Raw genomic sequence first — 24,938 nt, forward strand, 5'->3', positions numbered from 1 at the left:
GAAGAGGGGCCGCATGACGCCGCGACCGCTGCTGCTGGTCGGGGGAGGGGGGTTGGCGCGCGAGGTGCTCGCCGCCGCCCGCCTCGCACCGGAGGAGTGGGCACCGCTCGGCGCGCTCGACGACGATCCGACCAAGCACGGGCAGGCCCTCGACGGCCTGCCCGTGCTGGGCGGTTCCGAGCTCGTGCACGAGCACCCCGATGCCGCCGTCGTGGTGTGCGTCGCCAGCGCCCGCCGCCCACTGGGGCGGCTCGCGCTGGCCAGGAAGCTCGGCCTCGAGCAGGACCGGTACGGCACGATCACGCACCCCGGCGCGCACGTCGCCCCCGGGTGCTCCGCCGGTCCGGGGACGGTCCTGCTCGCCGGCGTCGTGGTGACCACCCCGCTGCGCCTGGGCGCGCACGTGGTCGCCATGCCGCACGTGATCATCACCCACGACGACGAGGTCGGCGACGGGGTCACCTTCGCAGGCGGCGCGTCGCTGGGTGGGGCGGTCCGCGTCGGGGAGAGCGCCTACCTGGGACAGCGCGCAGCCGTCCGGGAGGGCCTCACGATCGGCGCGGGGGCCGTCGTGGGCATGGGAGCGGTCGTGCTGGCCGACGTGCCCGCGGGCGAGGTCTGGGCGGGCGTCCCGGCCAGGCGAATCCTTCGAGAGGGGAACCGCACGTGATCGACATCCCGCTGGTGGACCTGCGCGCTCAGCACGCCCAGGTCGCCGACGAGGTCGCCGAGGGGTGGGCCGCGGTGCTGGAGCGCACCGCGTTCATCGGGGGCCCGCAGGTGGCGGCGTTCGAGTCCGAGTTCGCCGACTACCAGGGCGTCGCGCACTGCGTCGGCGTCGCCAACGGCACCGACGCCATCGAGCTGGCGCTGCGCGCGCTCGGCGTGGGCCACGGCGACGAGTGCGTCCTGCCCGCCAACACCTTCATCGCGACCGCCGAGGCCGTCGCCCGCACCGGCGCGACCCCCGTGCTGGTCGACTGCGTGGCCGCGACCGGCCTGATCGACCCGGAGAAGATCCCGGCCGCGCTGACCGACCGCACCAGGGCCGTCCTGCCCGTGCACCTCTACGGCCAGGCCGCCCCGGTGGAGCTGGTCCGGGCCGCCGCCCCCGGCGTCCCGGTCGTGGAGGACGCCGCGCAGGCCCAGGGCGCCTCCCGCTTCGGCGTCCCCGTGGGCGGGCTGGGCGAGATCGCCGCGACCAGCTTCTACCCCGGCAAGAACCTCGGCGCCTACGGCGACGGCGGCGCGGTCCTGACCTCGTCCGCCGAGCTGGCCGAGGCGGTCCGGCTGCTGCGCGAGCACGGCTCCCCGCGCAAGTACGAGCACAGCGTGCTGGGCTTCAACAGCAGGCTGGACACCCTGCAGGCGGTGGTGCTGTCCGCGAAGCTGCGCAGGCTGGAGGGCTGGAACGAGGCCCGCCGCGCCGCGGCCACCCGGTACGCCGAGCTCCTGGCCGACCTGCCGGACGTGCTGGCGCCGGAGGTGCTGGAGGGCAACATCCCGGTGTGGCACCTGTACGTGGTCCGGGTCCCGAACCGCGACCGCGTGCTCGCCGCGCTGCACGAGGCGGGCGTCGGCGCGGGCATCCACTACCCGACCCCGGTCCACCTGACCGGGGCCTTCGCCTCGCTGGGGCACGGGGCCGGGGACTTCCCGGTGAGCGAGTCGGTGGCCACCGAGATCCTCTCCCTGCCGCTGTTCCCGGAGATCACCGAGGAGCAGCAGCACCGCGTGGTGGCCGCGCTGAAGGCCGCCCTGTGAGCGGGGTGCGGGTGCACCCGAACGGGCTGTGCGAGAGCGAGGACGTCGGCGACGGCACCCGCGTGTGGGCGTTCGCGCACGTGCTCCCCGGAGCCAGGATCGGTCGCGACTGCAACATCTGCGACGGGGCGTTCGTGGAGGGCAGCGCGGTGCTGGGGGACCGGGTGACGGTCAAGAACGGGACGCTGGTCTTCGACGGGGTGACCTGCGAGGACGAGGTCTTCCTCGGGCCCAACGTGCTGTTCACGAACGACCTGCGACCGCGGGCCGCGATCAAGCGGACCGGGGACGCGCTGCTGACCACCCTGGTCCGCCGCGGGGCGACGCTGGGGGCGGGCACGGTGGTGGTGTGCGGCGTGGAGATCGGGGCGCACGCCTTCGCGGCGGCGGGGTCGGTCGTGACCAAGGACGTCCCGGCGCACGCGTTCGTGGCGGGCAACCCGGCCAGGGTGAAGGGGTGGGTGTGCGAGTGCGGGCAGCGCCTGACCGACGCCCTGACCTGCCCGGACTGCGCGAAGTCGTACCGGGAGGACGGCGGCGGGTTGACGCGGGCGTCCTGACCGGTCGAGCGCGGCGCTCTCGGCAGGCCGGGCCTGGCCGACCGAGACCCCGTGGCGCCGCCCGCCGGGTCGGGGAGCCTCCCCGACCCGGCGGGCGGTCACCCGCCGGTCACCCGGCAATCACCCGTCCGCGGCGTCGGCGGCCTCGGACCTGGTGGACCTGCCCCGCAGGCGGGGCGCGGTCCTCAGCCTGCCCGCCAGCCGCCCGCGTCCCGGCGCGGGCGCCCAGTCGCGCTCGGCGGCCTCGGCCTGGGCGATCCGCAGCGCCGCCCCGCTCAGCCCCAGCATCACGAACACCATCCCGGTGGCGATGCTGAACGCCAGCAGGTCGAACGTCACCGACGCGATCCCGCCCACCAGCACCGCCGACAGCAGGCAGGCGGCCATGCCCCGCACGTTCTCGTCCGCGCTGAGCAGCCGCGTCCGCAGCACCGCGTAGCAGGCCGCCAGGAACATCCCGATCAGCGCGAACAGCCCCAGGTAGCCGTTCTCGATCATCGTCAGCAGGAACTGGTTGTCCAGGATCGGGTTCTTGGTCGGCAGGAACGTCCCGAACCCCCGGCCCAGCAGCGGGTGCAGCGCGATCTGCTCGTTCGCCGCCTCGTAGTCCGAGGTCCTGGCCTTCACGCTCGGGTCGTCGCTGATGTTCGAGAACATGCCGCGCAACGTGCCGAACAGCCCTGGGACGACCAGGCTCGCCCCGAGGAAGAACCCGCCGCCGACCAGCACCACGGTCAGCTTCCGCCGCTTGGGCAGGGTCGCCACCATGACCACCCCGGCGACGGTCATGCCCAGGATCGCGGTCCGCGAGAGCGCGGTCATCGCCCCGAGGCCGACCAGGGCCAGGCACACCAGCCAGCGCGCGTACGGCCTGCCCTCGTCGCGGGACTGGAACACGTAGTGCGCCCCGATCGCGACGGACATCGCGCACACCAGCCCGTACTCGATGGGGTGGTTCGTGGTCCCGGTGGGCCGCCGGAAGATCGACCGGGTCTCCATGGCCGCGTACACGTTCTCCTGCGCGCGCAGACCGGGGATGGACACGTACCCGGCCAGGTCGATGCCCAGCCCGAACTGCACCAGCCCCACGAACGCGATCCCGGCCGTGCACACCAGGATCAGCTTCATCACCCGGTCGAGCCGCTCCCGCGTGCGGACGGCGTCGCAGGCGAAGATCGCGACGCTGGCCGTGGCCACGATCCGGACCATGCCGCTGTCCGCCACGGTCAGCTCGTCGATCGGCAGGAAGCGGCGCGTCGCCACGGCGTACGTGCACAGGTGCAGCACCAGGTAGAGCGCCACGGCGGTGCGCAGGGCGTTGCGGCCCTTGCCCATGTTCAGCGTGTCGACCATCTGCGCGGACAGCCACAGCACGCCCAGCACCAGCGCCACCACCAGCGCGGGCGGCAGCGTCATCGGCACGAACGACAGCACCAGGCGCGCCGGGATGGCCAGCAGCGCGAGCAGGTACAGGCAGACGAGGGTCGCCCCGTCGGCCCGCTGCCTGATCCGCTCCACTACCGGTTTTCTTCGGTACCGGGCCAACCCTGGTGGACGGGGTTGTGCGTGGCCGAGATGCGCAGGGTCCGCTCGCTGGCGGTGGTGGGCTGGACCTTCACGGTCGCGTCCGCCGACGGCCCCCGCGCGGGCCGGGGCGCCAGCTGCGGACCGGGGATGCCGCCGGGGCGCTGCGGCCCCCGGTCCTCCAGGCCCCGGTCCTCCAAGCCCCGGTCCTCCAGGCCCCGGTCCTCCAGGTCCTCGTGCGCGTGCTCGGGCTCGTCCTGCGGCCACGCCGCGTCGTCGTACCCCTGGGCGCGCTCCCGCTCAGCCCGCTTGGGCAGCCGACCGCCCCGAGTGGACAGTCCCTGCTGTGCCTGCTGTCCCTGCTGTCCCCGTTGCGCCTGCTGCGCTTGGTCGTCCCGCTCTCGGCGGCCCTCCGGGCGGCCACCACCGTGGCGAGCACCCGCACCACCGGGCTCCTCCGCGCCGTCCGCTTCGGAGTCCCGGCCGGGGTCGCGGTCGTCGTCGCCCTCGGTCGGGTCCCCGTCGGCCGCGCTCGCCGCGTCCCGCCGCCGCTGCCGGTGGTTCAGCACGCTCTCCGCGCCGAACGTGGCCGCCGTGGTCAGCAGCATCATCACGACGAGCGCCGCGCCCGCGTAGCGCACCTTCCCGCCGATCTGCGCCTCCGCCTTGGTCGGCGTGACGATGACCTGCGAGGTGATGAACGTGGACGTGGGCGCGTTCAGCTGCCGCTGCTGCTCCTCCAGCTGCGCGGAGGCGAACTCCAGCACCGTCGAGACCATCGCCTCGGCGGTCTCCGGGGTGTTGCCGTCCCCGGTCACGAACAGGAACGGGCCGTTCTGCCCACCGCCGGTGGCGGTGAAGTTCTGCTCCGACGACGCCGTGACGCCCAGCGACTCGCGGGTCTTCGGGTCGGTCAGGATCTGCGCCAGGATCTGCGAGGTGGTGGCGAGGCTGCCGTCGAACGCCAGCAGCGGGTTGATCTTCACCGCGTCCTGCGGGCTGACCTTCTCGGAGAAGGTGCCGCCCGCCGCGGGCGTCGTCAGCACCATCACGCCCGAGGACTGGTACCTCGTCGGGATCGACAGGAACACCGCGGCGGCGATCGCCACCGCGACCACCGCGGACGGCACGGCGATGTACCACCGCCGCCGCAGGACACGCAACGCGCCCCAGAAGTCCATCCGCTCCCCGATCCGCGCTTCACCCAGGGTAGGGGTCCACTGGGTCTTGTTACTCTGGGAATCGGCCGCTTCGGCCCGTGTCGTTACAGGTGGTGATGGATGTGGGCTGGCGACGCGTCCTGCTGGCCGTGGCCGCCATTCTACTGGTCATCGGGGCTGGCGCGGCTTATGTCGTGGGCGTGGTGAAGGACTCCTCTCCGCAGGTCCAGGCCGGTTCGGCCGAGCCGGACCTGATGTTCGTCGAGCTGGCCGACGGCCGCAGCCGGGTCCAGGAGACCAGCCTGGCCGACCCGGTCGGCCGCAACGACACGGACCTCCAGTGCCAGCGGGTTTACCGCTCCAGCGGCACCACGGTGTGCCTGAAGCTGGCCGGGCCGAACGTCTACGCGGCCGAGATCAGCCGTGGTGGGAAGGTGCTCGCGACCGTTCCGCTGCCCGGCGTCCCGAGCCGCGCGAAGGTCTCCAAGTCCGGCAACGTGGTGTCGTGGACCTCGTTCGTGACCGGTGACTCGTACCTCGTTCCGGGCGGGTTTTCCACTCGTACGGGCTATTACGACGTCCGCACGGGGAAGTCCGCGGACTCGCTGGAGCACTTCACCGCCGAGGTGGAGGGCGCCGTGCTGACCGCGCAGGACACGAACTACTGGGGGCTCACGGTCGCGGACGACGACAACACCTTCTACGCCACGCTCGCGTCGGGCGGGTACACCTGGCTGGTGAAGGGCGATTTGGCGGCGGAGCGGGTGGTGTCGCAGCGCAGGGACGCGGAGTGCCCGTCGATCTCGCCGGACGGGACGAAGGTGGCGTACAAGAAGCGCATCGGCAGGTTGGGGCCGTGGGACCTGGCCGTGCTGGACCTGGTGAGCGGGGAGGAGTTGAGGCTGCCGGGGACCGCCGGGGTGGACGACCAGGCGACGTGGTTGGACGGCGGCAGGGTGGCGTTCGCGGCGGTGCCGAAGGACGCGAAGCTGGCGGCGATCCACGTGGTTCCGGTGGACGGGTCGAAGGACGCGGAGATCCTGGTGCGCGACGCGACCTCGCCGTCGCCGATCTAGGTGGTTCGGGTTGATGTTTCTCAAGCCACGAGCACGCCTCGCCGGCGGGGCAGACCTCCAAAAAAGAGGGGACAGGGCTCTGCCGGCCGGTGACCGTTGGTCCTGTGGTCCGGTTTACCCCTGCGGTGGGCGGGGTCCCTCTTTCCCGTTTGGCCTCCTTTCAGGCAAGCACGCTCGTCAAGACGCCGTATGACTCGGGCGGTCTTCCGGGCGGTGCGGCGGCATCTTGACGAGCGTGCTCGGGCTTCGCCAGGCCAAACGGGAAAGAGGGACGCGGGAGGGGGCTGCGTGGGCTCGCTTCGCTCGCCCCGCAGCCCGCGAAGCGGTCAACGTGCTAGGCGGTCAGGGGGCTGGGCGGTCCACGTGCTGGGCGGTTGGCTTGCGAGTGTGACTGGTTGGCTTTTCTAGACTGCGGGCGTTCCCAGTTCTCGTTGCAGCACCTGGGTCAGTTTCTTTCCCGCGTCGTCCCAGGAGCGGCCGGTTACGCTTCCGGCTGCCTTGGTGGCCAGGGCTTCGAAGTCGGGTGGGGGCAGGTTCACCACGGTGGCCATGGCCCTTGCCAGTTCGTGCGGGGTTGCGGGGGCGTAGCGGACGAACTCGTTGTCCAGGACGACCCTGTTGTGCTCTGCCTCGTTCACCACCGGGATGCAGCCTGCCGCCAGCATCTCGTGCGGGACCAGGGAGACGTTCGTCATGGACAGGGACAGGCCGGCGTAGCAGCGGTTGTAGATCCGGTTCAGCTCGTCCGGGGTCACCAGGCCGTGGTCCACGTGGCCGTTGCCCAGTGAGCCGATCTTCTCGCCGTAGGTGTGCACCACGACTTCCGGGTGTTCGCGGGTGAAGACCTCCAGGGCCAGCAGGCCCACCTCGATCGCACGCCGGGGCGCGAGCCGCCGCGCGTAGAACACCACGCCGTCCCGCCGCACCCCGTCCAGCAGTCGGTACCGCTCCACGTCGCAGCCGAAGTCGAACGAGTCCGCGGCCATTCCGGTGTCGTCGCGGAGCTTCCCGGCCAGGAAGCGGCCCGCGGTGAAGCCGTGGAAGCCCATCCGGTAGGTGTTCTCGGCCAGCGCCGAGAGGCCGCCGCGGGGGAAGAACCAGGGTTCGTAGTCCTGCACGAGGTAGAAGCGCTTGCCCGCGCACGGGTCGTTGAACACGGGGTAGGCGGTCATCCAGGCGGTGGCGAAGACGGCGTGCGCGTCGGCCATGCCCTCGGTCACGTCGTGGATCTCGCCCCGGAAGCCGGGGTAGGCGGCGCGGATGGTCGGCTCGTGGTCCGCCGCGCGGCTGCCGTAGACGTCGTACAGGTAGAGGCGGCAGGTGTGGCCTGCCGCCTCCAGGTGCTCCACCAGGCGGAACATCGTGGTGTGGCCGCCGGAACCGGGGGAGGGGGGTGTGCAGACCCAGTTCACGGTCAGCCGCCCGTCCGGCGGCGCCGGCGGCACGACCACCGGCGGGCGCCGGGTCACGTCGGCTGCCCGCACGTCCTCCAGCCGGACCGGGAACACCTCCCCGTCCCCGCCCAGCCGGGCCGCGACCTTCCCCAGCGCCCGCGCGCCCAACCCCCGCACCCCGCCGTCCCGAACGATGTTCGCGACCTGGTGCACCCGCCGCTTGACGCTCACGCCCCGCCCCTCCGCAGCACGCCGATGACCTCACCCCTGAGCGGGTAGACGACCGCCGCGTAGGCCAGGGTCGACAGCGCGCCGCCCACCAGCAGCCGCAGCAGCGGCTCGTCCACCGCCCACTGCACGCCGATCGCCACCGCGCCCATCACCACACCGCCCAGCACCGGCCTGGCCACCGCCGCGCCCAGCAGGCCGGGGCGCAGGCCGTACGGCTTGAACGCCACCAGGTACGCGGGCACGATGAACAGCAGCACCACCACGCTCTGCGCCGCCGCGACCCCCCGGATGCCGTCCAGGTGCGCGCCCAGCGCCAGCAGCGGCACCAGCGCGGCCAGCCACAGCACGTGGATGCACAGGATCGCCTTGGAGCGGCCCGCGCTCGCCAGGTAGTCGTAGCCCAGCTCCAGCGCCACCCGCAGCGCGCCCAGCAGCACGAGCAGCGCCAGCGGCGCGGCGGACGGGGCCCAGCGCTCGCCGTAGACCACGCGGACGATCGGGTCGCTGAGCGAGCCGAGCAGCACGCACGCGGGCACGGTCACCAGGGCCAGCAGCCGCAGCGCCCGCGCGAACGTCGCCGCGAACCGCTCCTGATCGCTCCTGACCTGCGAGAACGCCGCCAGTGACACGCTGCGCACCGGCTGCGAGAACGCGCCGACCGGCCAGTTCGCCAGGTTGAACGCCATCATGTAGAAGCCGAGCGCGGTGGTCCCCAGCAGGTGGCCGACCATGATGTAGTCGACGTTCAGCACCCCGAACACCAGCAGGCTCGCCCCGGCCAGCGGCAGCCCGAACGACAGGGCCTCGCGGGCCCTCACCGGGTCGAAGCCCGGCCGGTACCGCTGCTCGGTGAACGCGAACATCACCACCGCGGCGGTCAGGTTCGTCGCGATCCGCGACCACGCCAGGCTCCACGCCCCGAACCCCATCAGGGCCATGACGACCACCACGGCGGTGCCGACGACGAACGCCGAGGTGTCGGCCGCGAACTTGTGGTCCTGCCGGAACTCGCGCTGGAGCAGCGCGCCCGGAACCGCCGACGCGCCCGCGATGACCAGCGCGAACGACATCAGCCGGATCACCCCGGTCGCCTCGGGGGTGTCCATCGCCTCGGCGAAGTGCGGCGCCCCGACCACGCAGATGCCGAACAGCAGGCACCCGGACAGGATCGACAGCGTCGTCACCGTCGGCGCCAGGTCCTCCACCGGGTCGTCGGTGCGCACCAGCGCCACGCTGACACCCATCTCGCTGACGCTCAGCACGATGTTGAGCACCACGAGCGCGACCGCGAACACGCCGAACTGCTCGGGCGCGATCAACCGCGCCAGCAGCACCCCGACCCCGACCTGGCTGACCCGCTGCAGGAGGCTGTTGATCGCGCTCCACCGGATCGCCGAGCCGACCCGGCCGCCCAGGCCGGACCCGGAGGCGGGTTCCGCCCCGGAACCGCTCCCGGAGGTGACCACGGGCCCGGCGCCCGCCTCGTCCCCGGCCCCCGGCCCGGTCACTGCCCGCGCCACTTCCACACTTGCTTGCCCACCCAGCCCATGCCGCGCTTGGCCAGGTGCGAGCCCACGAACAGCTGGGTGCGGCTGCACACCTTCGGGCCGAGGGCCTTGCGCCTGGTCAGCGCCCGGTGCTCGGGCAGGTTCCGCGCGCCGCCGTAGACCCTCTCCGCGAACTCGGCCAGCTCGTCCGCCGGGATCTCGTCCAGCTTGTCCCGGTCGTAGGCGCGCACGGCCCGCCACAGGGCGTCCTTGGCGATGGACCGCTTCGCGAGCGCCCGCAGCATCCCGGCGCCGGGCAGGTCCGGGTGCTCGGCGAAGAACCGGTCGAAGACCGCCTGCCGCTGCTCCAAGTCCGCGAACACCGAGGAGAACCGGGTGCGGAACATGCTCTGCTGGTGGACCCGGTAGTACGCGGCGGGGGCGCCCCGCACGTACCCGATGTCCGACACGGCCGCGATGCGCATCCACATCTCCAGGTCCCCCGCGTGCGGGAGGTCGGGGCGGTAGCCGCCGACGGCCTGCTGGACCGAGGTGCGCACGACCGCCTCAGGAGAGGACAGCACGTTCTGACCGGTGCGGCAACGGCGCTCGATCCAGTCCACACCGGACCACACGGTGGTCCCGGCGGGCGCGGCCACGATCGAGGGAAGGTCGTCGTGGTCCTGGTAGTAGACGACCCGGCCGTAGACCATGCCGACCTTCGGGTTGTCCCGGAACACCCGCGCGGCGCGGGCCAGCGAGCCGGGCGCGAGCAGGTCGTCCGCCGACAGCAGCACCGTGTAGTCGGCCTTGGCCCACTCCAGCAGGCCCTCGTTGTAGGTGGCGATGTGCCCCTTGTTGACCTCGTGCCGACGGCCCTCCACGCGGGGGTCCTCGGCCACCAGCTCGGCCATGACCTGCGGGGTCTCGTCGCTTGAGGTGTCGTCGATGATCAACACCCGTACGTCCACGCCCGGCTGGTCCAGCGCGCTGCGCACGCAAGCGCGCAGGAACCTGGCGTAGTTGTAGCAGGGTATGACGACATCGACCGTGGGACGTGCCGGGTCTCGAGTCACGCCCTACTCATCGCGCGCGCCCCCGGTTCGTTAACGCGGGCCCCTCCCGGCCGATGTAGGGGGTGGTTACCGGAAGGGGATCGATGGACCACGTGATCTTGACGCGCTTCAACCTGCCCTCACCCGGCGCGGAGAGCGTCGTGCGGGCGCGCGAGGGCTGGCTCACCGAGCGCATCGGGCTGTTCGAGCGCTACTGCCTGCCCTCGGTCAGGGCGCAGACCTCGCGGAACTTCACCTGGTTGATCTACTTCGACCCGGAGAGCCCGACCTGGCTCAAGGACCGGATCGCCACCCACGGCGACACCTACGCGCCGGTGTTCCGCGAGTCCGTGAGCAGGGATGATCTGGTGTCCGACATCACCGCCCTGTTCCCGGAGCGCGGCGACGAGCTCATCACCACGAACCTGGACAACGACGACGGCCTCGCCGCGAACTTCGTCGCGCGCCTCCAGGCCGAGGTCCCGCGCGCCCCGCGCACGGCCTACTACCTGGCGAACGGCCTGGTCAAGAGCCCGGACGGGCTGTACCTGCACCACGACCGCGACAACGCGTTCGCCTCCATCAGGGAGCCGTGGGACGCCCCGATCACGTGCTGGGCGGACTGGCACAACCGCCTCCACCGGCACGCCGCCGTGGCCTCGCTCGGAGGCGCTCCTGGCTGGTTGCAGGTGGTGCACGGCGGTAACGTCAGCAACCGGACCAGGGGTCGCCTGACCGCGCCATCCCCCTACCGCCCGCTGTTCGGCGAAGCCCTCAACGACGTCCCGGAGCCCGCACAAAGCGTGCTTGCCCGTGACCGGTTCGTGGGACACCCCTTGCGGGTAGCGCGGGACAGCGCGAGATTCGTCGCCAAGACCGCGGCGATGCGCCTGCTCGGCGCCGACGGCTTCGAGAAGGCCAAGAAGGCCATCGCCTCCCGCGGCCGAGCGTGACCGGCTGACGGGCCACCCCGGAACTGAAGGAGCGCACGACTGTGGTTCGTGCTCGTTTACTGGCCGCTGCCGCCGCCGTCCTGGCGCTCGCGGGCTGCACGGCGACCGCCGAGACCGTCCCCGGCCTCGACGACCGCCGCCTGCCCGGCCCCACCCTGGACTACTACAAGCAGTGGTCGAACGGCCCCAACCCGACCGGCGACCCGTCGATCTTCCCGATCTCGGTGTGGATGCAGGACCCGTCCGGCGTCGAGGACGGCGTCAAGCTCGGTGCCGCGTACCCGCAGGTGGGCGTCGACTTCACGATCGGCCTGTGGGACGACGAGTGGTGGTACCTGCGCCGCGAGGGCCTGCTGGCCACGAACTGGCGCGCCTTCGTCGACCCCCAGCGCGCCGACGTCGTCCTCGGCGACACCGCGCACGCCCGCAACTACGTCGGCTACCTGGTCGCCGACGAGCCCGACATGAACAAGGCCTACGGGGACAAGTTCCACCCCGACATGCAGCCGTCCGCCATCCTCAAAGAGGCGAACGAGATCCGCGCGAAGGACCCGTCGCGCCCCACCTACCTCAACTTCAGCCCGTGGATGGGCACCCCCGGCGGCGGCGTCGGCTACGGCTACATCGAGAAGTCGTACGAGGAGGACATGCGGACCTACTGCTCCGCCGCCGACCTCGTCTCGGCCGACTTCTACGGCTGGACCCACCCCGACCGCGACCACCGGGTGGGCGCCTACACGTACGGCGAGGTCATCGACACCATGCGCAAGTGGTGCGGCCCCGACAAGCCGATCTACGGCTTCGTCGAGACCGGCCACCCGCACGACAAGGGCGAGACCATCACGCCGGACCAGCTGGAGTCGGCCGTCTGGAACACGGTCCTGCACGGCGCGACGGGCATCAACTACTTCGCCCACAGCTTCCACACCGACGGTACCGGCGAGTACGCCAGCCTCCTGACCAGGGACGACATCCGCGAACGCGTGAAGTCCGTGAACGCCAGGCTGACCTCCCTGGCTCCCGTGCTGAACTCCCCGAGCCTGGCGGGCGCCTCCGCCAAGAGCGACAACGGCATCCCGGTCTCAGTCCTCCACAAGGTCTCCGACGGCGAGCACTGGGTGATCGCCCAGACCGACGGCAACGCCGAGAACCCGAAGAGCAAGGCCGCCGAGGTCGAGCTCTCCGTCCCGACGACCTCCGGCACCGCGACCGTCGAGGGCGAGAACCGCACCGTGGAGATCGAGAACGGCAAGATCGTCGACGAGTTCGCCCCCTACGGCGTCCACGTCTACCGCTTCTGACCCCACCCCTCACCCCCTCCAGCGCACCGGCCCGGTCACCTCAGGTGACCGGGCCGGTGCGCTGGAGGGGGCGACCCGCCGAACCGTCCTTTGTGGATCTTCATCGACCGCCCGTGACGATCCCCACTCGAACGGGGGTGGCCGAAGATCCTTCTGTGCCTGGAAGTCCACTCCGGGTACGTGTCAGTCACGCTCTGTCCCCTCCAGACTGAAACACGTTCGGGTGAGCCTGCGATGGGTCGTTGCGGGACCCGTTCAACAGGAAGGCCGGAGAGTGCTGAAGCAGTTCCACAAGGCGACCGCGGTGTGCGGCGCAGCTGCCGTGGGAGCGACCCTCCTGCTGGCCCCCGGCGCCGCGCTCGCAGCGCCCGCCCAGTCCCAGACCGCCGCCGCGCCCGCGTCGCGCGTCCTCGGCTACGTCGCCAACAACGGCGGCGGCGTGTCCGTCCTCGACACCGCCACGGACCAGGTGACCAGCACCGTCAACGGCGGCGACGGCGCGAACTCGCCGTACGGCGTCGAGGTCGCCTTCGACGGCGCGCGCGGTTACGTCACCAACGTCCGCGACAACACCCTGACCGTCTTCAACACCGTCACGAACGCCGTCGAGGCGAACGTCCCGGTGGGCGACGGCCCGGCGGGCGTCGTGGTCTCCCCGACCGGCGCCCAGGTGTACGTGAGCAACTACCGCTCCGGCACCGTCTCGGTGGTCGACACCGCCACCCTGACCACCACGGACACCATCGCCGTCGGCCCGAACGCGGACGGCGTCACCCTGAGCCCGGACGGCTCGCGCCTGTTCGTCGCCCACGACGTCCCCGGCCAGGGCACCGTCTCGGTCGTCGACACCACCACGAACCTCCAGCTCCTGGACATCCCGACCGGCGCGACCCCGACCGACGTCGCGGTCACCCCGGACGGCGCCAAGCTGCTCGTGGTCAACAAGATGTCGACCAACGTCGTCGTCATCAACCTGACCGGCCTGCTCACCAACAGCAAGATCGTGGCCACCATCCCGGTCGGCTGGGTGCCCCACGGCATCGCCGTGACCGCGGACGGCAAGCGCGCCTTCGTCACCAACAGCGAGTCCGACTCGGTCAGCGTCCTCGACCTGGACAAGCTGGCCCCGGTCACCGACATCCCGGTGGGCGACCGCCCGATCGGCGTCGCCCTCACCCCGGACGGCCGCAAGGCGTACGTGACGAACTTCAACAGCAACACCGTCTCGGTCCTGGACACCAACACCCTGACCGTCACCACCACCGTCCCGGTGGGCGCCAACCCGGTGGGCGTGGCCGTCCACACCATCGCAGACGCCGCGACCACCCTGACGGCGGGCAAGGCGACCGTGAAGTTCCGCCTGTTCGGCACCACCATCAACAACCTGACCGCGACCCTCGCCGAGACGACGTCGGGCAAGCCGGTGGCGAACAAGGAGATCACCTTCACCACCCTGAAGGGCACCAAGCTCTGCACCGCGAAGACGAACGCGGCAGGCGTGGCGAAGTGCGACGCGAAGGTCCTCATCATCGTCGGCCTGTCCGCGATCCTGGGCGGCTACACCGCGTCCTACGCGGGCGACACCGCCCACGGCAAGTCCGTGGCCCGAGGCTGGAACTACCTCGGCTGACCCAGAACCGCGCAGCCCCACGACTGCGCCCCGCCTCCCGACAGGGAGGCGGGGCGCAGTCGTACGCCCCAACACCCCTCCAGCGAACCGCACTCCCAGCCTGACCGCGTCGCGGGCTGCGAGACGCGCACACCAGCGTTTGCGCGCTGACCGCGTCGCGGGCTGCGGGGCGAGCGAAGCGAGCCCACGCAGCCCCATTCCCGCGTCCCTCTTCTCCGTTTGGCCTGGCGAAGCCCGAGCACGCTTGTCAAGACGCCGCCGCACTCTGCGGCAGACCACCCGAGTCATACGGCGTCTTGACGAGCGTGCTTGCCTGAAAGGAGGCCAAACGGAGAAGAGGGACCCCGCCCACCGCAGTGGTAAACGGGACCACAGGACCAACGGTCACCGGCCGGCAGAGCCCTGTCCCCTCTTTTTTGGAGGTCTGCCCCGCCGGCGAGGCGTGCCCTTAAGCTCTTGACTTCACGCTTTCAGGCCCTCACCCCGAGCCGTCAACCACCAAGCCCCGCCCACCCCCACGACCAGAGCCACGATCGCGGTCCACACCGCAACCCCAAAAACCGCGAACTGCAACAAAACCCCAAACCCCACCGAGGACACGGTCCGGGTCAAAGCCTGCCCGGTCTGCACCACAGCCAGCCCCGATGCCCGCAACGACTCCGGAACCAGCGGGCTGACCCGAGCCGACAACACCCCATCACTGCACGCGTAGAACAACCCGTGCAGCACCAGCGCAACCACAGCCCCCGCGTACCCGCTCCCAGGCGCCAGCAACAGCAAGTACACCGCCAGCAGCAAAACGTGCCCCCCGAGGAATACGTTCCAACTCCCCACCCGGTCCGACAACCGCCCCATCGGCGTAGCCGCGACCAGGAAGACCAGCGCCGTCCCCAACGGCAACAGCGGCAACAACCCCTGCGGAATCCCGGTCGCCTTCTGCACCAGGATGAAAACGAACGCGTCCGACAGCGTCGCCAACCCCAGCAACCCGGTCGCCACCGCGACCCGCCGGTACCGCCGATCCCGCAACAGCCCGACCCCGGCCCGGAACGACGGCGCGGGCCCGGCAGGTTTCGCCGCCCGGTGCTCCCGCACAAAAGCGACCAGCACGATCACGCCCACGAACGCAAAACAAGCGCTGACCGCAAAAACCGGCCCAGCCACGATCCCGATCTGCGTCATCAACAAGAACGTCACCAGCGGCCCCAGCAACGCCCCGGCCGTGTCCATCGTCCGGTGCAGCCCGAACGCCGCCCCCAACCGCTCCGGCGGCGTGGACAACGAGATCAGCGCGTCCCGCGGCGCCGTCCGCACCCCCTTGCCCGCCCGGTCGGCGGCCATCGCCGCCCCGATCCCGAACGCCGAGGCCCCCACCGCCGGGAACACCAGCTTCGTCACCGCGGACAACCCGTACCCGAACACCGCGACCGCCTTGTGCCGCTGCGTCTTGTCCGACAGGTGCCCGCCCACCAACCGCAGCACCGCCGTGGCCCCGGTGTACACCCCGTCGAGCACCCCGAACTGCGCGTAGCTCATCTGCAGCGTGAACAGCAGGTACGCGGGAAGGAAGGCGGTGACCATCTCCGCGGACACATCGGTGAGCAGGCTCACCGCGCCCAGGGCGAAAACGGTGCCCGGCACCCGCCCCTTCACTCGATCAGTGGGACGGACGGATGCGACGTACATACCCCCCTAATCGACTACTCACCGTGCCTGTTACGAGTTTGGGGCGAGGAACACGTCGCGTAACGACCCCTACCACCCGGCCGATGTCGCGGTTATGCCTTCGTACCCGCAGGCCCGCGTCCCGGTGGGCGCTGTCACGGTGTGGTCCGTGAGCGAGGCCGACCTCGCCCGGCACGTCTCCGCAGCCTGGAGCGACGGGGAGGGCGGCGCCATCGTCACCGCCAACGTGGACATCGTCCGCGCCGCGACCCGCGATCCCGCGCTGGCCGCGCTCATCGCCCGCTCCGAGGTCGTGGTCGCGGACGGGATGCCCGTGGTCTGGGCGGGCCGCATCGCGGGCGCGAAGGTCCCGGAGCGGGTCACGGGCTCCTCGCTCGTGTTCACCCTCTCCGAGGCCGCCGCCCGCGCGGGCCGCTCCATCTACCTCCTCGGCGGCAACCCCGGCGTCCCCGAGGCCGCCGCCCGCGCCCTCACCGCCCGCTACCCCGGCCTCCGCGTGGCGGGCACCGACTCACCCCCGTTCGGCTTCGAGACCGACCCCGACCTGACCGAGCGCGCCGTCGCCGCCTGCGCCGCCGCGAACCCCGACCTGGTCCTCGTCGGACTCGGCTTCCCGAAGCAGGAACGCCTCATCGAACTGCTCCGCGACCGCCTCCCCGACACCTGGTTCCTCGGGTGCGGCGCGGGCATCCCCATGGCCGCAGGCGAGTTCCGCCGCGCCCCCGGCCTCGTCCAGAGGGCGGGCGGCGAGTGGCTCCACCGCCTCGCCCTCGAACCCCGCCGCCTGGCCCGCCGCTACCTGCGCGACGACCTCCCCTTCGCCCTCCGCCTCCTCGCGGGCGCCGCCCGCACCCGCTTCCGCCGCCCCACCTCCACCCACCCCAGCGCCACCCAACCCAGCGCCACCCACCCCAACCCCACCCACCCCAGGGAGTACTGACCGTGCCGCTAGCCGTGGTCGTGGTGACCCACCGCAGCGCCGACGTGGTCGCCGACTGCCTCCGCTCGGTCGCCGTCGCGCTGGAGTCCACCCCGGACAGCCGGATCGTCGTCGTGGACAACGCCTCCCCCGACAACACCCTCGACGTCGTCCGCGCCACCGCCCCCGACGCGACCGTCGTCGCCCGCCCCGCCAACGACGGCTTCGGCGCGGGCGTCAACGCGGGTTTCGCCGCCGCCCCCGGCTGCGACGTCCTCGTCCTCAACCCGGACGTCCGCCTCGCCCCCGACGCGATCGACCTCCTCAAGGCCGCGCTCGCCGTCCCCGGCACCGGCGTCGCCGTCCCCAGGCTCGAAGGCGAGGACGGCCACCACCAGCTCTCCCTCCGCCGCGCCCCCACCCCCCTCCGCGCGCTCGGCGAGGCCGTCCTGGGCGGCGAGCGCGCCGGTCGCACCCCCGCCCTCGGCGAGCTGGTCGTCGACCCCCGCGCCTACCGGGCCGCGGGGACCGCCGACTGGGCCACCGGCGCCGCCTGGCTCATCTCCTCGGCCTGCCGCGCCGACACCGGCCTCCTGGAGGAGCGCTACTTCCTCTACTCCGAGGAGACCGAGTACATGCTCCGCGCGGGCGACCGCGGCCACGCCATCCGCTTCGAGCCGCGCGCCCGCGCCGTGCACCTGGGCGGCGAGCAGTCCACGTCCCCCTGGCTGTGGTCGATGGCCACCACGAACCGGGTCCGCATGGCCCGCGAGCGCTCCGGCCGCCTCACCGCCGCCGCGACCTGGTTCGCCGTGCTGCTCAACGAGCTGCTCCGCCTGCCCCGCCACCCCAAGCACCGCCGCGCCGTCGCCGACCTCCTGCGCTGGCGCCGCTGGCCCGCCCGCCCGGCCACCGCGACCCCGCTCACCCCGGCCACCGCCAAGGCCCGCACGGTTGCCGCCAGGACCCGCCCGGCCACCGCCAAGGCCCGCCCGACCACCACCGAACCCGGCTGGGTCTGCTTCTCCGCCCAGGACTGGTGGTACCACAACCGCGCCCACTCCGACTTCCAGCTCATGCGCTCCATGGCGCGCCGCAGGAAGGTCCTGGTGGTCAACAGCATCGGGATGCGGATGCCCACCAGGGGCAACAGCACGCACGTCGCCCGCCGCGTCCTGCGCAAGCTCAAGTCGGTCGCGAAGTTCCTGCGCCGCCCCGAGCCGAACTTCTACGTCATGTCCCCGCTGCCGCTGCCCTTCTACGGCAGCCCCACCCTGCGCAAGGTCAACGCCGTCCTCGTGCGCGCCCAGGTCCGCCTGGTCTGCGCCCTGCTCCGGCTGGACGCCCCGGTGGTCATGGTGACCATCCCGACCGCCTGGGACGTGGTCGCGCCCATGCGCCGCACCAGCCTGGTCTTCAACCGCTCCGACCGGCACTCGGACTTCCCCGAGGCCGACCGGGAGGCCATCGCCGCCCTGGAGCGCGAGCTGCTGCGCAACTCCGACCACGTCGTCTACGTCAGCCACGCGCTGATGGCCGAGGAGGCGCCCCTCACCGGCGAGCGCGCGCACTTCCTCGACCACGGCGTCGACGTCGACCACTTCACCGCCCGCCCGCAGGCCCAGTGGCCCGCCGACGTGCGCGCCGTGCCTGGCCCCAGGGTCGGGTTCTTCGGCGCGCTGGACGACTTCGTCGTCGACTTCGACCTCCTCGAACGGGTGGCCGCCGAGCTGCCGGACGTCTCGCTCCTGCTCATCGGCGACGCCACCCACCCCATGGAGCGGTTCGCGAAGTACCCGAACGTGCACTGGCTGGGGTTCAAGCCCTACGAGGTGATCCCGGCCTGCGGCTCGGCGTTCGACGTGGCGATCATGCCGTGGCAGGACAACGACTGGATCAGGCACTCCAACCCGATCAAGCTCAAGGAGTACCTGGCCCTCGGCCTGCCGGTGGTCTCCACCGAGTTCGCCGAGCTGGACGCCTACCGCGACCGGGTCCGCGCCGCCGCCGACCACGCCGCGTTCGTCGCGGCCGTCCGCGAGGCCCTGGAGCACGGCGCGCCCCAGCCCGCGGACCAGCTCCGCGCGTCCGTGCTGCCGTACTCCTGGCTCTCCCGCGCGGGCGTGCTCCGCGAACTCGCCGAGGGCGCCCGCACCACCCCGCATCACCCCACCGCCGGGTGACCCCACCCGCACGGGCGGCCCTCCCCACCGGGGAGGGGTGCCCGTGCGGTCGGCCGAACCCCACCACCCCGCCGCGCGCCACCCGCATGACCTGCCCTTCCCCCGCACCACCCGGCCCACCCGCCGCAGCGCGCCCCCCTGGTTCCGCAGGGTGACCGGAACGCCCGACCGGTCACAACTAGTCTGGGGGGCGTGCAGCCACTTCCCCCCAACGCTCCGCAACGAGTGGGTGACTACCCGTTGCTGGCCATGCTGGGTCGCGGCGCGATGGGATCGGTCTACCTGGCGCGGTCCCGAGGCGGTCGCCCCCTGGCGGTGAAGGTCGCCAGGCCGGAGCTGGCCGACAACCCGCAGTTCCGCGAGCGCTTCCGCCGCGAGGTGGAGATGGCGCGCGCGGTCGGCGGGTTCTGGACCGCGATCGTCGTGGACGCCGATCCCGAGGCCGACCGGCCCTGGATGGCCACCGAGTACGTGCCCGGCCCCAACCTCCAGCAGGTCGTCGTCGACCAGGGCCCGCTGCCGCAGAAGGCCGTGCGCAGGCTCGCGGGCGGGCTCGCCGAGGCGCTCATCGCGATCCACGGCGCGGGCCTGGTGCACCGCGACCTCAAGCCGTCCAACGTCCTGCTCGCCGACGACGGCCCCCGCGTCATCGACTTCGGCATCGCCCGCGCGCTGGAGCACTCCGCGCTCACCGAGGCGGGCATCGTCTTCGGCACCCCCGGCTACCTCTCGCCCGAGCAGGTCGTCGGCGAGCCGGTCGGCCCGCAGAGCGACGTGTTCGCCCTCGGCTCCGTCCTGGTGTTCGCCGCCACCGGCGAGGGCCCGTTCGGCGAGGGCTCCACGTCCGCGCTGGTCTACCGGGTCGTCCACCAGGAGCCGGACCTGTCGAAGGTGCCTCCGGGCCTGGTGCCGCTGATCGTGCCGATGCTGGTGCGCGACCCGGCCAACCGGCCCACCCCCGAGCGCCTCCTGGAGGCCATCGGCACCCCGCGCGCGGACGGCTCCTGGCTGCCCGACCGGGTGCGCACCCTGGTGGAGGCCCGGCGCACCGAGCTGCGCTCCTACCCCGGCACCCCCGGCGACGGCGGCGTCCCACCCGGTCCCACGCCCACCCTGCTGGAGAACCAGCCGCCCCGGCCCGAGCCGGTCAAGCCGCCGACCCTGGCCCTGTCGCGGGAGAGCGCCCAGGCCGCCGCCGCGTCCCAGGCGGTCCCGGCCGTCCCGGCGGTCAAGCCGCCCACCAAGCCCGCCTCGCCGCCCGCGACCGCCGACAAGCGCGGCAAGTCGGTCAAGCCCGAGGGCACCCGCTTCGCCACCTCGCGCGTCGCGGGCTACGGCTGGTCCGCGTTCTACGGCGCGGGCGTCGGCATGACCGGCATCGTCGCCTCGGTGAACAGCACGCCGGACCCGGTCAAGTTCGCCGCCATCGTGGCCTGCCTCGGCCTGCTGGTGACGGCGGCCAGGCTGTTCGCGGACGCCCTGCAGGAGCCGCTCGTGCTGGACGTCGGCGCCGAGGGCGTCACGGTGTCCAGCGGCGGGCAGAAGCAGCTCGTGCCCTGGTACGCGGTCAACCGCATCCGGGTCGAGTCGCACCGCAGCAGGCCGTGGCTGGTGGTGTGGCTCAAGAGCGGCGCGAAGGTGCCCGAGCCCATGGGCCGGGGGAGCTTCACCCCGCACCAGGGCGGGATGCGGATGTACCCGATCTCGCACGAGCGGCACGGCAAGCGGCGCGACCGCGACGTGGTCGAGCTGCGCTCGGCGCTCGCCTGGTACGGCGGCGCCGCGTACGACCCGCACTGATCCCTTCCTCCCCCCTTCCGCGCCGAGCGGAACCGACCGACCCGCTGACGCGGACCGCGCCCCCTGGCCCGGTCCGCGTCGCGCTTTCCGGGCTGCTGGGCGGTGTCCGCCCTCCGCCCTCCGCCCTGCGTCCTCCGCCCTGTGCCCTCCGCCCTGGGCTCGCCGGGCGCAGATCACGTCCCCGAGATCCGAATCCTCCTCAAATCCTCCCCGCGCGTGCCGTTCCTGGGGTTCCAAGACCAAGAACCCGACCCCGCGGGAGCAGCTGTGCGCGTCCGAGATCTGAGCGTTGGCAAGAGGCTCGGCCTCTCGTTCGCCTCCCTGTCCGCCCTGATCGCCGTCGCCGCGGGCGTCGGCTGGCTCGGCCTCAGCGAGGAGGCCGACACGCAGCAGCGCCTCGACCACCTCCAGCTCGTCCGGGACGACATCAAGGGCGTCGCCTACCGCGCCGCCGACGTCTCCGGCTGGCAGGGCCTCGTGGTCGCCGACGTCGGCGCGTTCGGCCCCACCTACGCCCTCGGCGAGCAGGGCTACAACCGCAAGGGCGAGCTGGCCGCCAAGGACGCCGTCTACACCGAGCTGTCCGCCGCCCGCACCGAGTACCTCACCGACTCCGAGCGCGCCCTGTTCGCGCAGCTGAAGCCCGCGTGGGACGACTTCTTCTCCTGGGACACCAAGGTCATGCAGTGGGCGGCCTCCGACGGCCCCGCCGGCCTCGCCGAGGCCATGACCAGCATCAACGGCGGTGACGCGTCCAAGGCGTACGGCCAGGTGCTGGCGATCGCCGCCGACCTGGACAAGTCCGTCAACGCCCGCGTCGACGCCCTCCGCGCCGACGCCGCCACCGCCCGCGAGCACAACCTGCTGGTGCTGCTGGGCGCGCTCGTCGTCGCCCTCGTGCTGGCCGTCTTCCTCGGCCTGCGCGCCACCCGCTCGGTGGTGCGCCCGCTCGGCGACGTCGTCGGCGCGCTCGACCGGCTCGCCGACGGCGACCTGACCGCCCGCGTCGAGGTCGACCGCCGCGACGAGCTGGGCAGGCTCGGCGGCGCGCTCAACCGCACCTCCGACTCGCTGCGCGGCACCGTCGGCTCGCTGCGCGACCACGCGCACTCGCTCGCCGACGCCTCCGCCGAGCTGGACCGGACCGCCACCCGCATCTCCGGGTCGGCGGGCAGCGCCAGCGACCGCGCGGACGCCGCCAGCGGCGCCGCGACCCAGGTGTCCGGCGACGTCGACGCCGTCACCCAGGGCACCGACGAGATGGGCATCGCGATCCGCGAGGTGTCCAAGAACGCGGGCGAGGCCGTCGCCGTGGCCGCCGAGGCGGTCGCCGTGGCCGAGCGCACCAACACCACCGTCGCCCGGCTGGGCGCGTCGTCCACCGAGATCGCCGAGGTGGTCAAGGTGATCACCTCGATCGCCGAGCAGACCAACCTGCTGGCGCTGAACGCCACCATCGAGGCGGCGCGCGCGGGCGACGCGGGCAAGGGCTTCGCCGTGGTGGCCAGCGAGGTCAAGGAGCTGGCGCAGGAGACCGCCCGCGCCACCGAGGACATCACCCGGCGCGTGCAGGTCATCCAGGAGGACACCTCCGGCGCCGTCGAGGCCATCGCGAGCATCGCCTCGATCATCGACCGGATCAGCGGCTTCCAGACCGTGATCGCCGCCGCCGTCGAGGAGCAGACCGCGACCACCGGCGAGATCGCGCGCCGCGTCGCGCAGGCCGCCGAGGGCAGCAGGGACATCGCGTCGAACATCGCGGGCGTCGCGGACGCCGCCGCGTCGACCACCCGCGACGTGGACGAGTCCCGCCGCGCGGCCTCCGAGCTGAACCGCATGAGCGGGCAGCTGCAGGAGCTGGTCGGGCGCTTCCGGCTCTCCTGAACCGGTCCGCCCCCGAACGCCGAACCCCGCCAGGAACCCGACCGCCGCCGCCCTGTCGAGGGGCCGGGGCGAAGCGGTCGAACGCCGCCGGTGCGAACCGGCGGCGGCGTGAGCGCCGAGCGGACAGGCCCCCGCTCGGCGCTCGCGCGCGTGTCAGGCGCGGGGAGCACCCCCGGTCGGCAGGACCGCGCGGCGACCGGGAGGGCCGCCGGGTTCCCTGGCTCCTGACCGGGCCGGAACCGGTCGTCGATCGGCGTCGAACGGGCGGGTCGCGCCACGCCCCTGGCCCGGCGTCACCGCCCCGCGAACGTCGCCCTCCCCGGCCCGTCGGCCAGGAACGAGCGCACCGCGCCCCGCAGGTCCTCGGTCGCGAACAGCCCCGCCGCGATCGTCGCCACGTGCTCGTCGGCCTGCGCCACCCCACCAGCCTCGTAGTGCGCGAGCACCCGCTTGGTGGCCGCGTGCGCGCGCGTCGGCCCCGCCGCCAGCGACTGCGCGAACGCCAGCGCCGCTTCGTCGAAGCCCTCGTCGGGCAGCACCCGGTTGACCACGTTCCACCGCTCCAGCACCTCGGCCGGGTAGCGCTCGCCGGTCATCACCAGCTCCTTGGCCCGCCCGACCCCGGCCCGCGCCGCGAGCCGCTGGGTGCCGCCCATCGCGGGCGTCATGCCGATGACCCGCTCGACCAGCCCGAACTCCGCGCTGCGCGCCGCGAGCAGCACGTCGCACGCCAGCGCCACCTCGAACGCCCAGGTCAGGCACAGCCCGTGGGCGGCGAAGACGGTGGGGAAGGGCAGCTCGGCCACCCGCTCGGTGAGGTCGATCATCTCGTCGAGCAGCGCCTCGGCCGCCTCGGGGCCGTCCTGCTCGGCGAACAGGGCGACGTCGACGCCGCCGCTGACCACCCGGCCCTCGGTCCGCACCAGCAGCGCCCGCGCCGGTCGCGCCGCCAGGTCGTCCACGGCGTCGGCGAGCAGCTCGCGCAACTCGGCGGTGTAGAGGTTCAGCGGGGGAGCGTCGACCGTCAGCACGGCCAGCCCCGCCGCGTCCCGCGCCACGCGGACCAGTTGCTCAGGCACGTGGCCGGACTCTACACGCGGGCCACCCGCCAAAGCAGTTGTCCGAACGGCCCATTCCCTGCCACGGTCCGAGTCATGGGGAATTGGTCCGTTCGGCCCGTCGACCCGTTCGGCGACACCGCTTCCGCCCTGGTGCGGGCCTACTTGCACGACATCGTCTCCCGGTACCACGGCAGGCCTGCCACCGAGGCGGAGGTGGACCTGGCGATCGCGGACGACCCGACCGACGACCTGACCGGGTTCCTCGCCGCCGAGGTGGCCGGTGAGCCGGTCGGCTGCGCCGCCTTCCGGATGGTGACGGAGGACACGGTTGAGCTGAAGCGAGTCCACGTCCTGCGGGAACACCGGGGTCAGGGGCTCGGGAGGGCCCTGGTGGAGGCCGTCGAGCGGGCCGCCCGCGACCTCGGCGCGCGACAGGCGCGTTTGGACACCAGGAGCGACCTGATCGAGGCCAGGGCCATGTACGCGGCGCTCGGGTACCGCGAGGTCGAGCCCTTCAACGACGACCCCTACGCCCACCACTGGTTCGGAAAGCGGCTATAGGCCCCATCGGGTTTCGATATAACACGTGTGATCTGACTCACTTGACAGGTTTAATGCCTCACAGTTGAGTAGTGCCGAAAGTTGGGCCGCGGATATGAAATGGGGATCAGTCCAGTGGCTTTCGCAGTGGAGTTGACTTTTCGCGACGCGCGACAGGTGCGCAGATCGATTCACCTCGCGCACCGCGAATACTGGCGACCGCTCGCCGAGCAGGGCGTGCTGGTCGGCACCGGGCCGTGGGCCGACGGCAGCGGAGTGCTGCTCGTCTGCCAGGTGCCGGACGAGGCGGCGGCGCGCGATCTTGTGCGCGGCGACCCCTACGTCCGGTCCCAGTCGGTGGCCGAGGTGCGGATCAGGCAGTGGCACGTGCTGCTCGGCCTGCCCGACCACGAGCGGGTCCCGTCCGTGGTCCGACCTCGCGACGGCCAGAGCGCCGATCGCTCGAAGGAGCCGCTCACGCCGCACGAGCACCGCATCGCGCTGATGATGCTGGAGGGCATGACCAACCGGCAGATCGCCGAGCACTTCTCGGTGTCCACCCGCGCGGTCGAGCTCCACATCACCCGCATCTACCGCAAGCTCGACATCGGTCGACGGGCGCAGCTCGCCGCGGCCATGCCGTGGGGTCAGCGCTCCTACCTGTAGTCGGGATTCGTGTTCCCCCTGCCCCGTTCGCACTAGCGGCGGAGTCGGGGGTCCTAATCCGAAT

General features: G+C 72.4%; 20 protein-coding genes. 13 read left to right on the forward strand and 7 right to left on the reverse strand.

Translation table 11 applies throughout. The features are described from left to right. The first annotated feature begins 13 nt into the window (after positions 1-13). The 3 genes from CNX65_RS08665 to CNX65_RS08675 are packed head-to-tail and all read left to right on the forward strand — an operon-like array spanning position 14 to position 2,324. Positions 14-670 carry a NeuD/PglB/VioB family sugar acetyltransferase gene (locus CNX65_RS08665; RefSeq protein ID WP_096492298.1) on the forward strand — a complete coding sequence of 219 codons (657 nt, stop codon included), beginning with the start codon at positions 14-16 and terminating at the stop codon, positions 668-670. Then, on the forward strand, positions 667-1,764 hold the full coding sequence (locus CNX65_RS08670; protein ID WP_096492299.1) for a DegT/DnrJ/EryC1/StrS family aminotransferase: 1,098 nt from the start codon (positions 667-669) through the stop codon (positions 1,762-1,764). The genes CNX65_RS08665 and CNX65_RS08670 overlap by 4 nt, the downstream gene beginning before the upstream one ends. Next, entirely contained in the window at positions 1,761-2,324 is a 564-nt protein-coding gene (locus tag CNX65_RS08675) for an acyltransferase (protein WP_096492300.1), read from the forward strand. Before CNX65_RS08670 ends, CNX65_RS08675 begins: the two co-directional genes overlap by 4 nt. 120 nt (positions 2,325-2,444) lie before the next feature. Here the strand turns inward: CNX65_RS08675 and CNX65_RS08680 are convergent, their stop codons facing one another. Next, on the reverse strand, positions 2,445-3,842 hold the full coding sequence (locus CNX65_RS08680; protein WP_096492301.1) for an O-antigen ligase family protein: 1,398 nt from the start codon (positions 3,840-3,842) through the stop codon (positions 2,445-2,447). Continuing rightward, complete coding sequence (locus CNX65_RS08685) at positions 3,842-5,029, reverse strand: hypothetical protein (RefSeq protein ID WP_096492302.1); 1,188 nt, start codon at positions 5,027-5,029, stop codon at positions 3,842-3,844. The genes CNX65_RS08680 and CNX65_RS08685 overlap by 1 nt, the downstream gene beginning before the upstream one ends. Before the next feature lie 95 nt (positions 5,030-5,124). Between CNX65_RS08685 and CNX65_RS08690 the strand changes: the two genes are divergently transcribed. Then, the gene (locus CNX65_RS08690; protein WP_096492303.1) at positions 5,125-6,084 is read left to right on the forward strand and encodes a TolB family protein; all 960 of its coding nucleotides are present in this window, start codon (positions 5,125-5,127) and stop codon (positions 6,082-6,084) included. A gap of 404 nt (positions 6,085-6,488) precedes the next feature. Here the strand turns inward: CNX65_RS08690 and CNX65_RS08695 are convergent, their stop codons facing one another. Genes CNX65_RS08695 through CNX65_RS08705 form a run of 3 tightly spaced genes read right to left on the reverse strand, consistent with a single transcriptional unit; the run spans position 6,489 to position 10,272 of the window. Beyond that, complete coding sequence (locus CNX65_RS08695; RefSeq protein ID WP_096492304.1) at positions 6,489-7,709, reverse strand: rhamnosyltransferase WsaF family glycosyltransferase; 1,221 nt, start codon at positions 7,707-7,709, stop codon at positions 6,489-6,491. Beyond that, positions 7,706-9,229: a lipopolysaccharide biosynthesis protein gene (locus tag CNX65_RS08700; protein WP_232519756.1), complete on the reverse strand. Its 1,524-nt coding sequence runs from the start codon at positions 9,227-9,229 to the stop codon at positions 7,706-7,708. The genes CNX65_RS08695 and CNX65_RS08700 overlap by 4 nt, the downstream gene beginning before the upstream one ends. Continuing rightward, positions 9,214-10,272 (reverse strand): glycosyltransferase family 2 protein, encoded by a 1,059-nt coding sequence (locus CNX65_RS08705; protein WP_096492305.1) that lies wholly within the window; start codon positions 10,270-10,272, stop codon positions 9,214-9,216. The genes CNX65_RS08700 and CNX65_RS08705 overlap by 16 nt, the downstream gene beginning before the upstream one ends. Before the next feature lie 83 nt (positions 10,273-10,355). Here CNX65_RS08705 and CNX65_RS08710 point away from each other — a divergent pair, with 83 nt between their 5' ends. From CNX65_RS08710 to CNX65_RS08720, 3 genes are all read left to right on the forward strand, one after another. After that, positions 10,356-11,204: a glycosyltransferase gene (locus CNX65_RS08710; RefSeq protein WP_096492306.1), complete on the forward strand. Its 849-nt coding sequence runs from the start codon at positions 10,356-10,358 to the stop codon at positions 11,202-11,204. Positions 11,205-11,245: 41 nt separating this feature from the next. Continuing rightward, the gene (locus CNX65_RS08715; RefSeq protein ID WP_096492307.1) at positions 11,246-12,505 is read left to right on the forward strand and encodes a hypothetical protein; all 1,260 of its coding nucleotides are present in this window, start codon (positions 11,246-11,248) and stop codon (positions 12,503-12,505) included. 322 nt (positions 12,506-12,827) lie between these two features. Continuing rightward, on the forward strand, positions 12,828-14,135 hold the full coding sequence (locus tag CNX65_RS08720) for a beta-propeller fold lactonase family protein (protein ID WP_232519757.1): 1,308 nt from the start codon (positions 12,828-12,830) through the stop codon (positions 14,133-14,135). Between the two features lie 462 nt (positions 14,136-14,597). On the opposite strand, the gene CNX65_RS08725 is transcribed toward CNX65_RS08720, so the two are convergent. Further along, positions 14,598-15,821 carry an MFS transporter gene (locus CNX65_RS08725; protein ID WP_096492309.1) on the reverse strand — a complete coding sequence of 408 codons (1,224 nt, stop codon included), beginning with the start codon at positions 15,819-15,821 and terminating at the stop codon, positions 14,598-14,600. A 148-nt stretch (positions 15,822-15,969) separates the two neighbouring features. Here CNX65_RS08725 and CNX65_RS08730 point away from each other — a divergent pair, with 148 nt between their 5' ends. The 4 genes from CNX65_RS08730 (at position 15,970) to CNX65_RS08745 (ending at position 22,607) form a co-directional block, all read left to right on the forward strand. Beyond that, positions 15,970-16,761 carry a WecB/TagA/CpsF family glycosyltransferase gene (locus tag CNX65_RS08730; protein WP_232519758.1) on the forward strand — a complete coding sequence of 264 codons (792 nt, stop codon included), beginning with the start codon at positions 15,970-15,972 and terminating at the stop codon, positions 16,759-16,761. A gap of 2 nt (positions 16,762-16,763) precedes the next feature. After that, positions 16,764-18,923 (forward strand): glycosyltransferase, encoded by a 2,160-nt coding sequence (locus tag CNX65_RS08735; protein ID WP_096492310.1) that lies wholly within the window; start codon positions 16,764-16,766, stop codon positions 18,921-18,923. A gap of 225 nt (positions 18,924-19,148) precedes the next feature. Next, positions 19,149-20,723, forward strand: a complete 1,575-nt coding sequence (locus CNX65_RS08740; protein WP_232519759.1) for a serine/threonine-protein kinase — start codon at positions 19,149-19,151, stop codon at positions 20,721-20,723. A gap of 267 nt (positions 20,724-20,990) precedes the next feature. Then, positions 20,991-22,607, forward strand: coding sequence for a methyl-accepting chemotaxis protein (locus CNX65_RS08745; RefSeq protein ID WP_096492312.1), 1,617 nt, complete (start codon positions 20,991-20,993; stop codon positions 22,605-22,607). Between the two features lie 293 nt (positions 22,608-22,900). Here the strand turns inward: CNX65_RS08745 and CNX65_RS08750 are convergent, their stop codons facing one another. Further along, positions 22,901-23,686, reverse strand: a complete 786-nt coding sequence (locus CNX65_RS08750; protein ID WP_096492313.1) for an enoyl-CoA hydratase/isomerase family protein — start codon at positions 23,684-23,686, stop codon at positions 22,901-22,903. Positions 23,687-23,761: 75 nt separating this feature from the next. Here CNX65_RS08750 and CNX65_RS08755 point away from each other — a divergent pair, with 75 nt between their 5' ends. Beyond that, entirely contained in the window at positions 23,762-24,229 is a 468-nt protein-coding gene (locus tag CNX65_RS08755; protein ID WP_096492314.1) for a GNAT family N-acetyltransferase, read from the forward strand. Positions 24,230-24,385: 156 nt separating this feature from the next. After that, positions 24,386-24,874, forward strand: a complete 489-nt coding sequence (locus tag CNX65_RS08760) for a LuxR C-terminal-related transcriptional regulator (protein WP_232519760.1) — start codon at positions 24,386-24,388, stop codon at positions 24,872-24,874. The last annotated feature ends 64 nt before the right edge of the window (positions 24,875-24,938 follow it).

Origin of the sequence: Actinosynnema pretiosum (assembly GCF_002354875.1) — a bacterium.
Taxonomy (GTDB): domain Bacteria; phylum Actinomycetota; class Actinomycetes; order Mycobacteriales; family Pseudonocardiaceae; genus Actinosynnema; species Actinosynnema auranticum.

Excerpts from the sequence above, each read along its gene's own strand:
- CNX65_RS08665 (WP_096492298.1), top strand. The coding sequence starts at position 14 with ATGACGCCGCGACCGCTGCTGCTGGTCGGGGGAGGGGGGTTGGCGCGC.
- CNX65_RS08685 (WP_096492302.1), bottom strand. The coding sequence starts at position 5,029 with ATGGACTTCTGGGGCGCGTTGCGTGTCCTGCGGCGGCGGTGGTACATC.
- CNX65_RS08690 (WP_096492303.1), top strand. The coding sequence starts at position 5,125 with ATGGATGTGGGCTGGCGACGCGTCCTGCTGGCCGTGGCCGCCATTCTA.
- CNX65_RS08710 (WP_096492306.1), top strand. The coding sequence starts at position 10,356 with ATGGACCACGTGATCTTGACGCGCTTCAACCTGCCCTCACCCGGCGCG.
- CNX65_RS08725 (WP_096492309.1), bottom strand. The coding sequence starts at position 15,821 with ATGTACGTCGCATCCGTCCGTCCCACTGATCGAGTGAAGGGGCGGGTG.
- CNX65_RS08755 (WP_096492314.1), top strand. The coding sequence starts at position 23,762 with ATGGGGAATTGGTCCGTTCGGCCCGTCGACCCGTTCGGCGACACCGCT.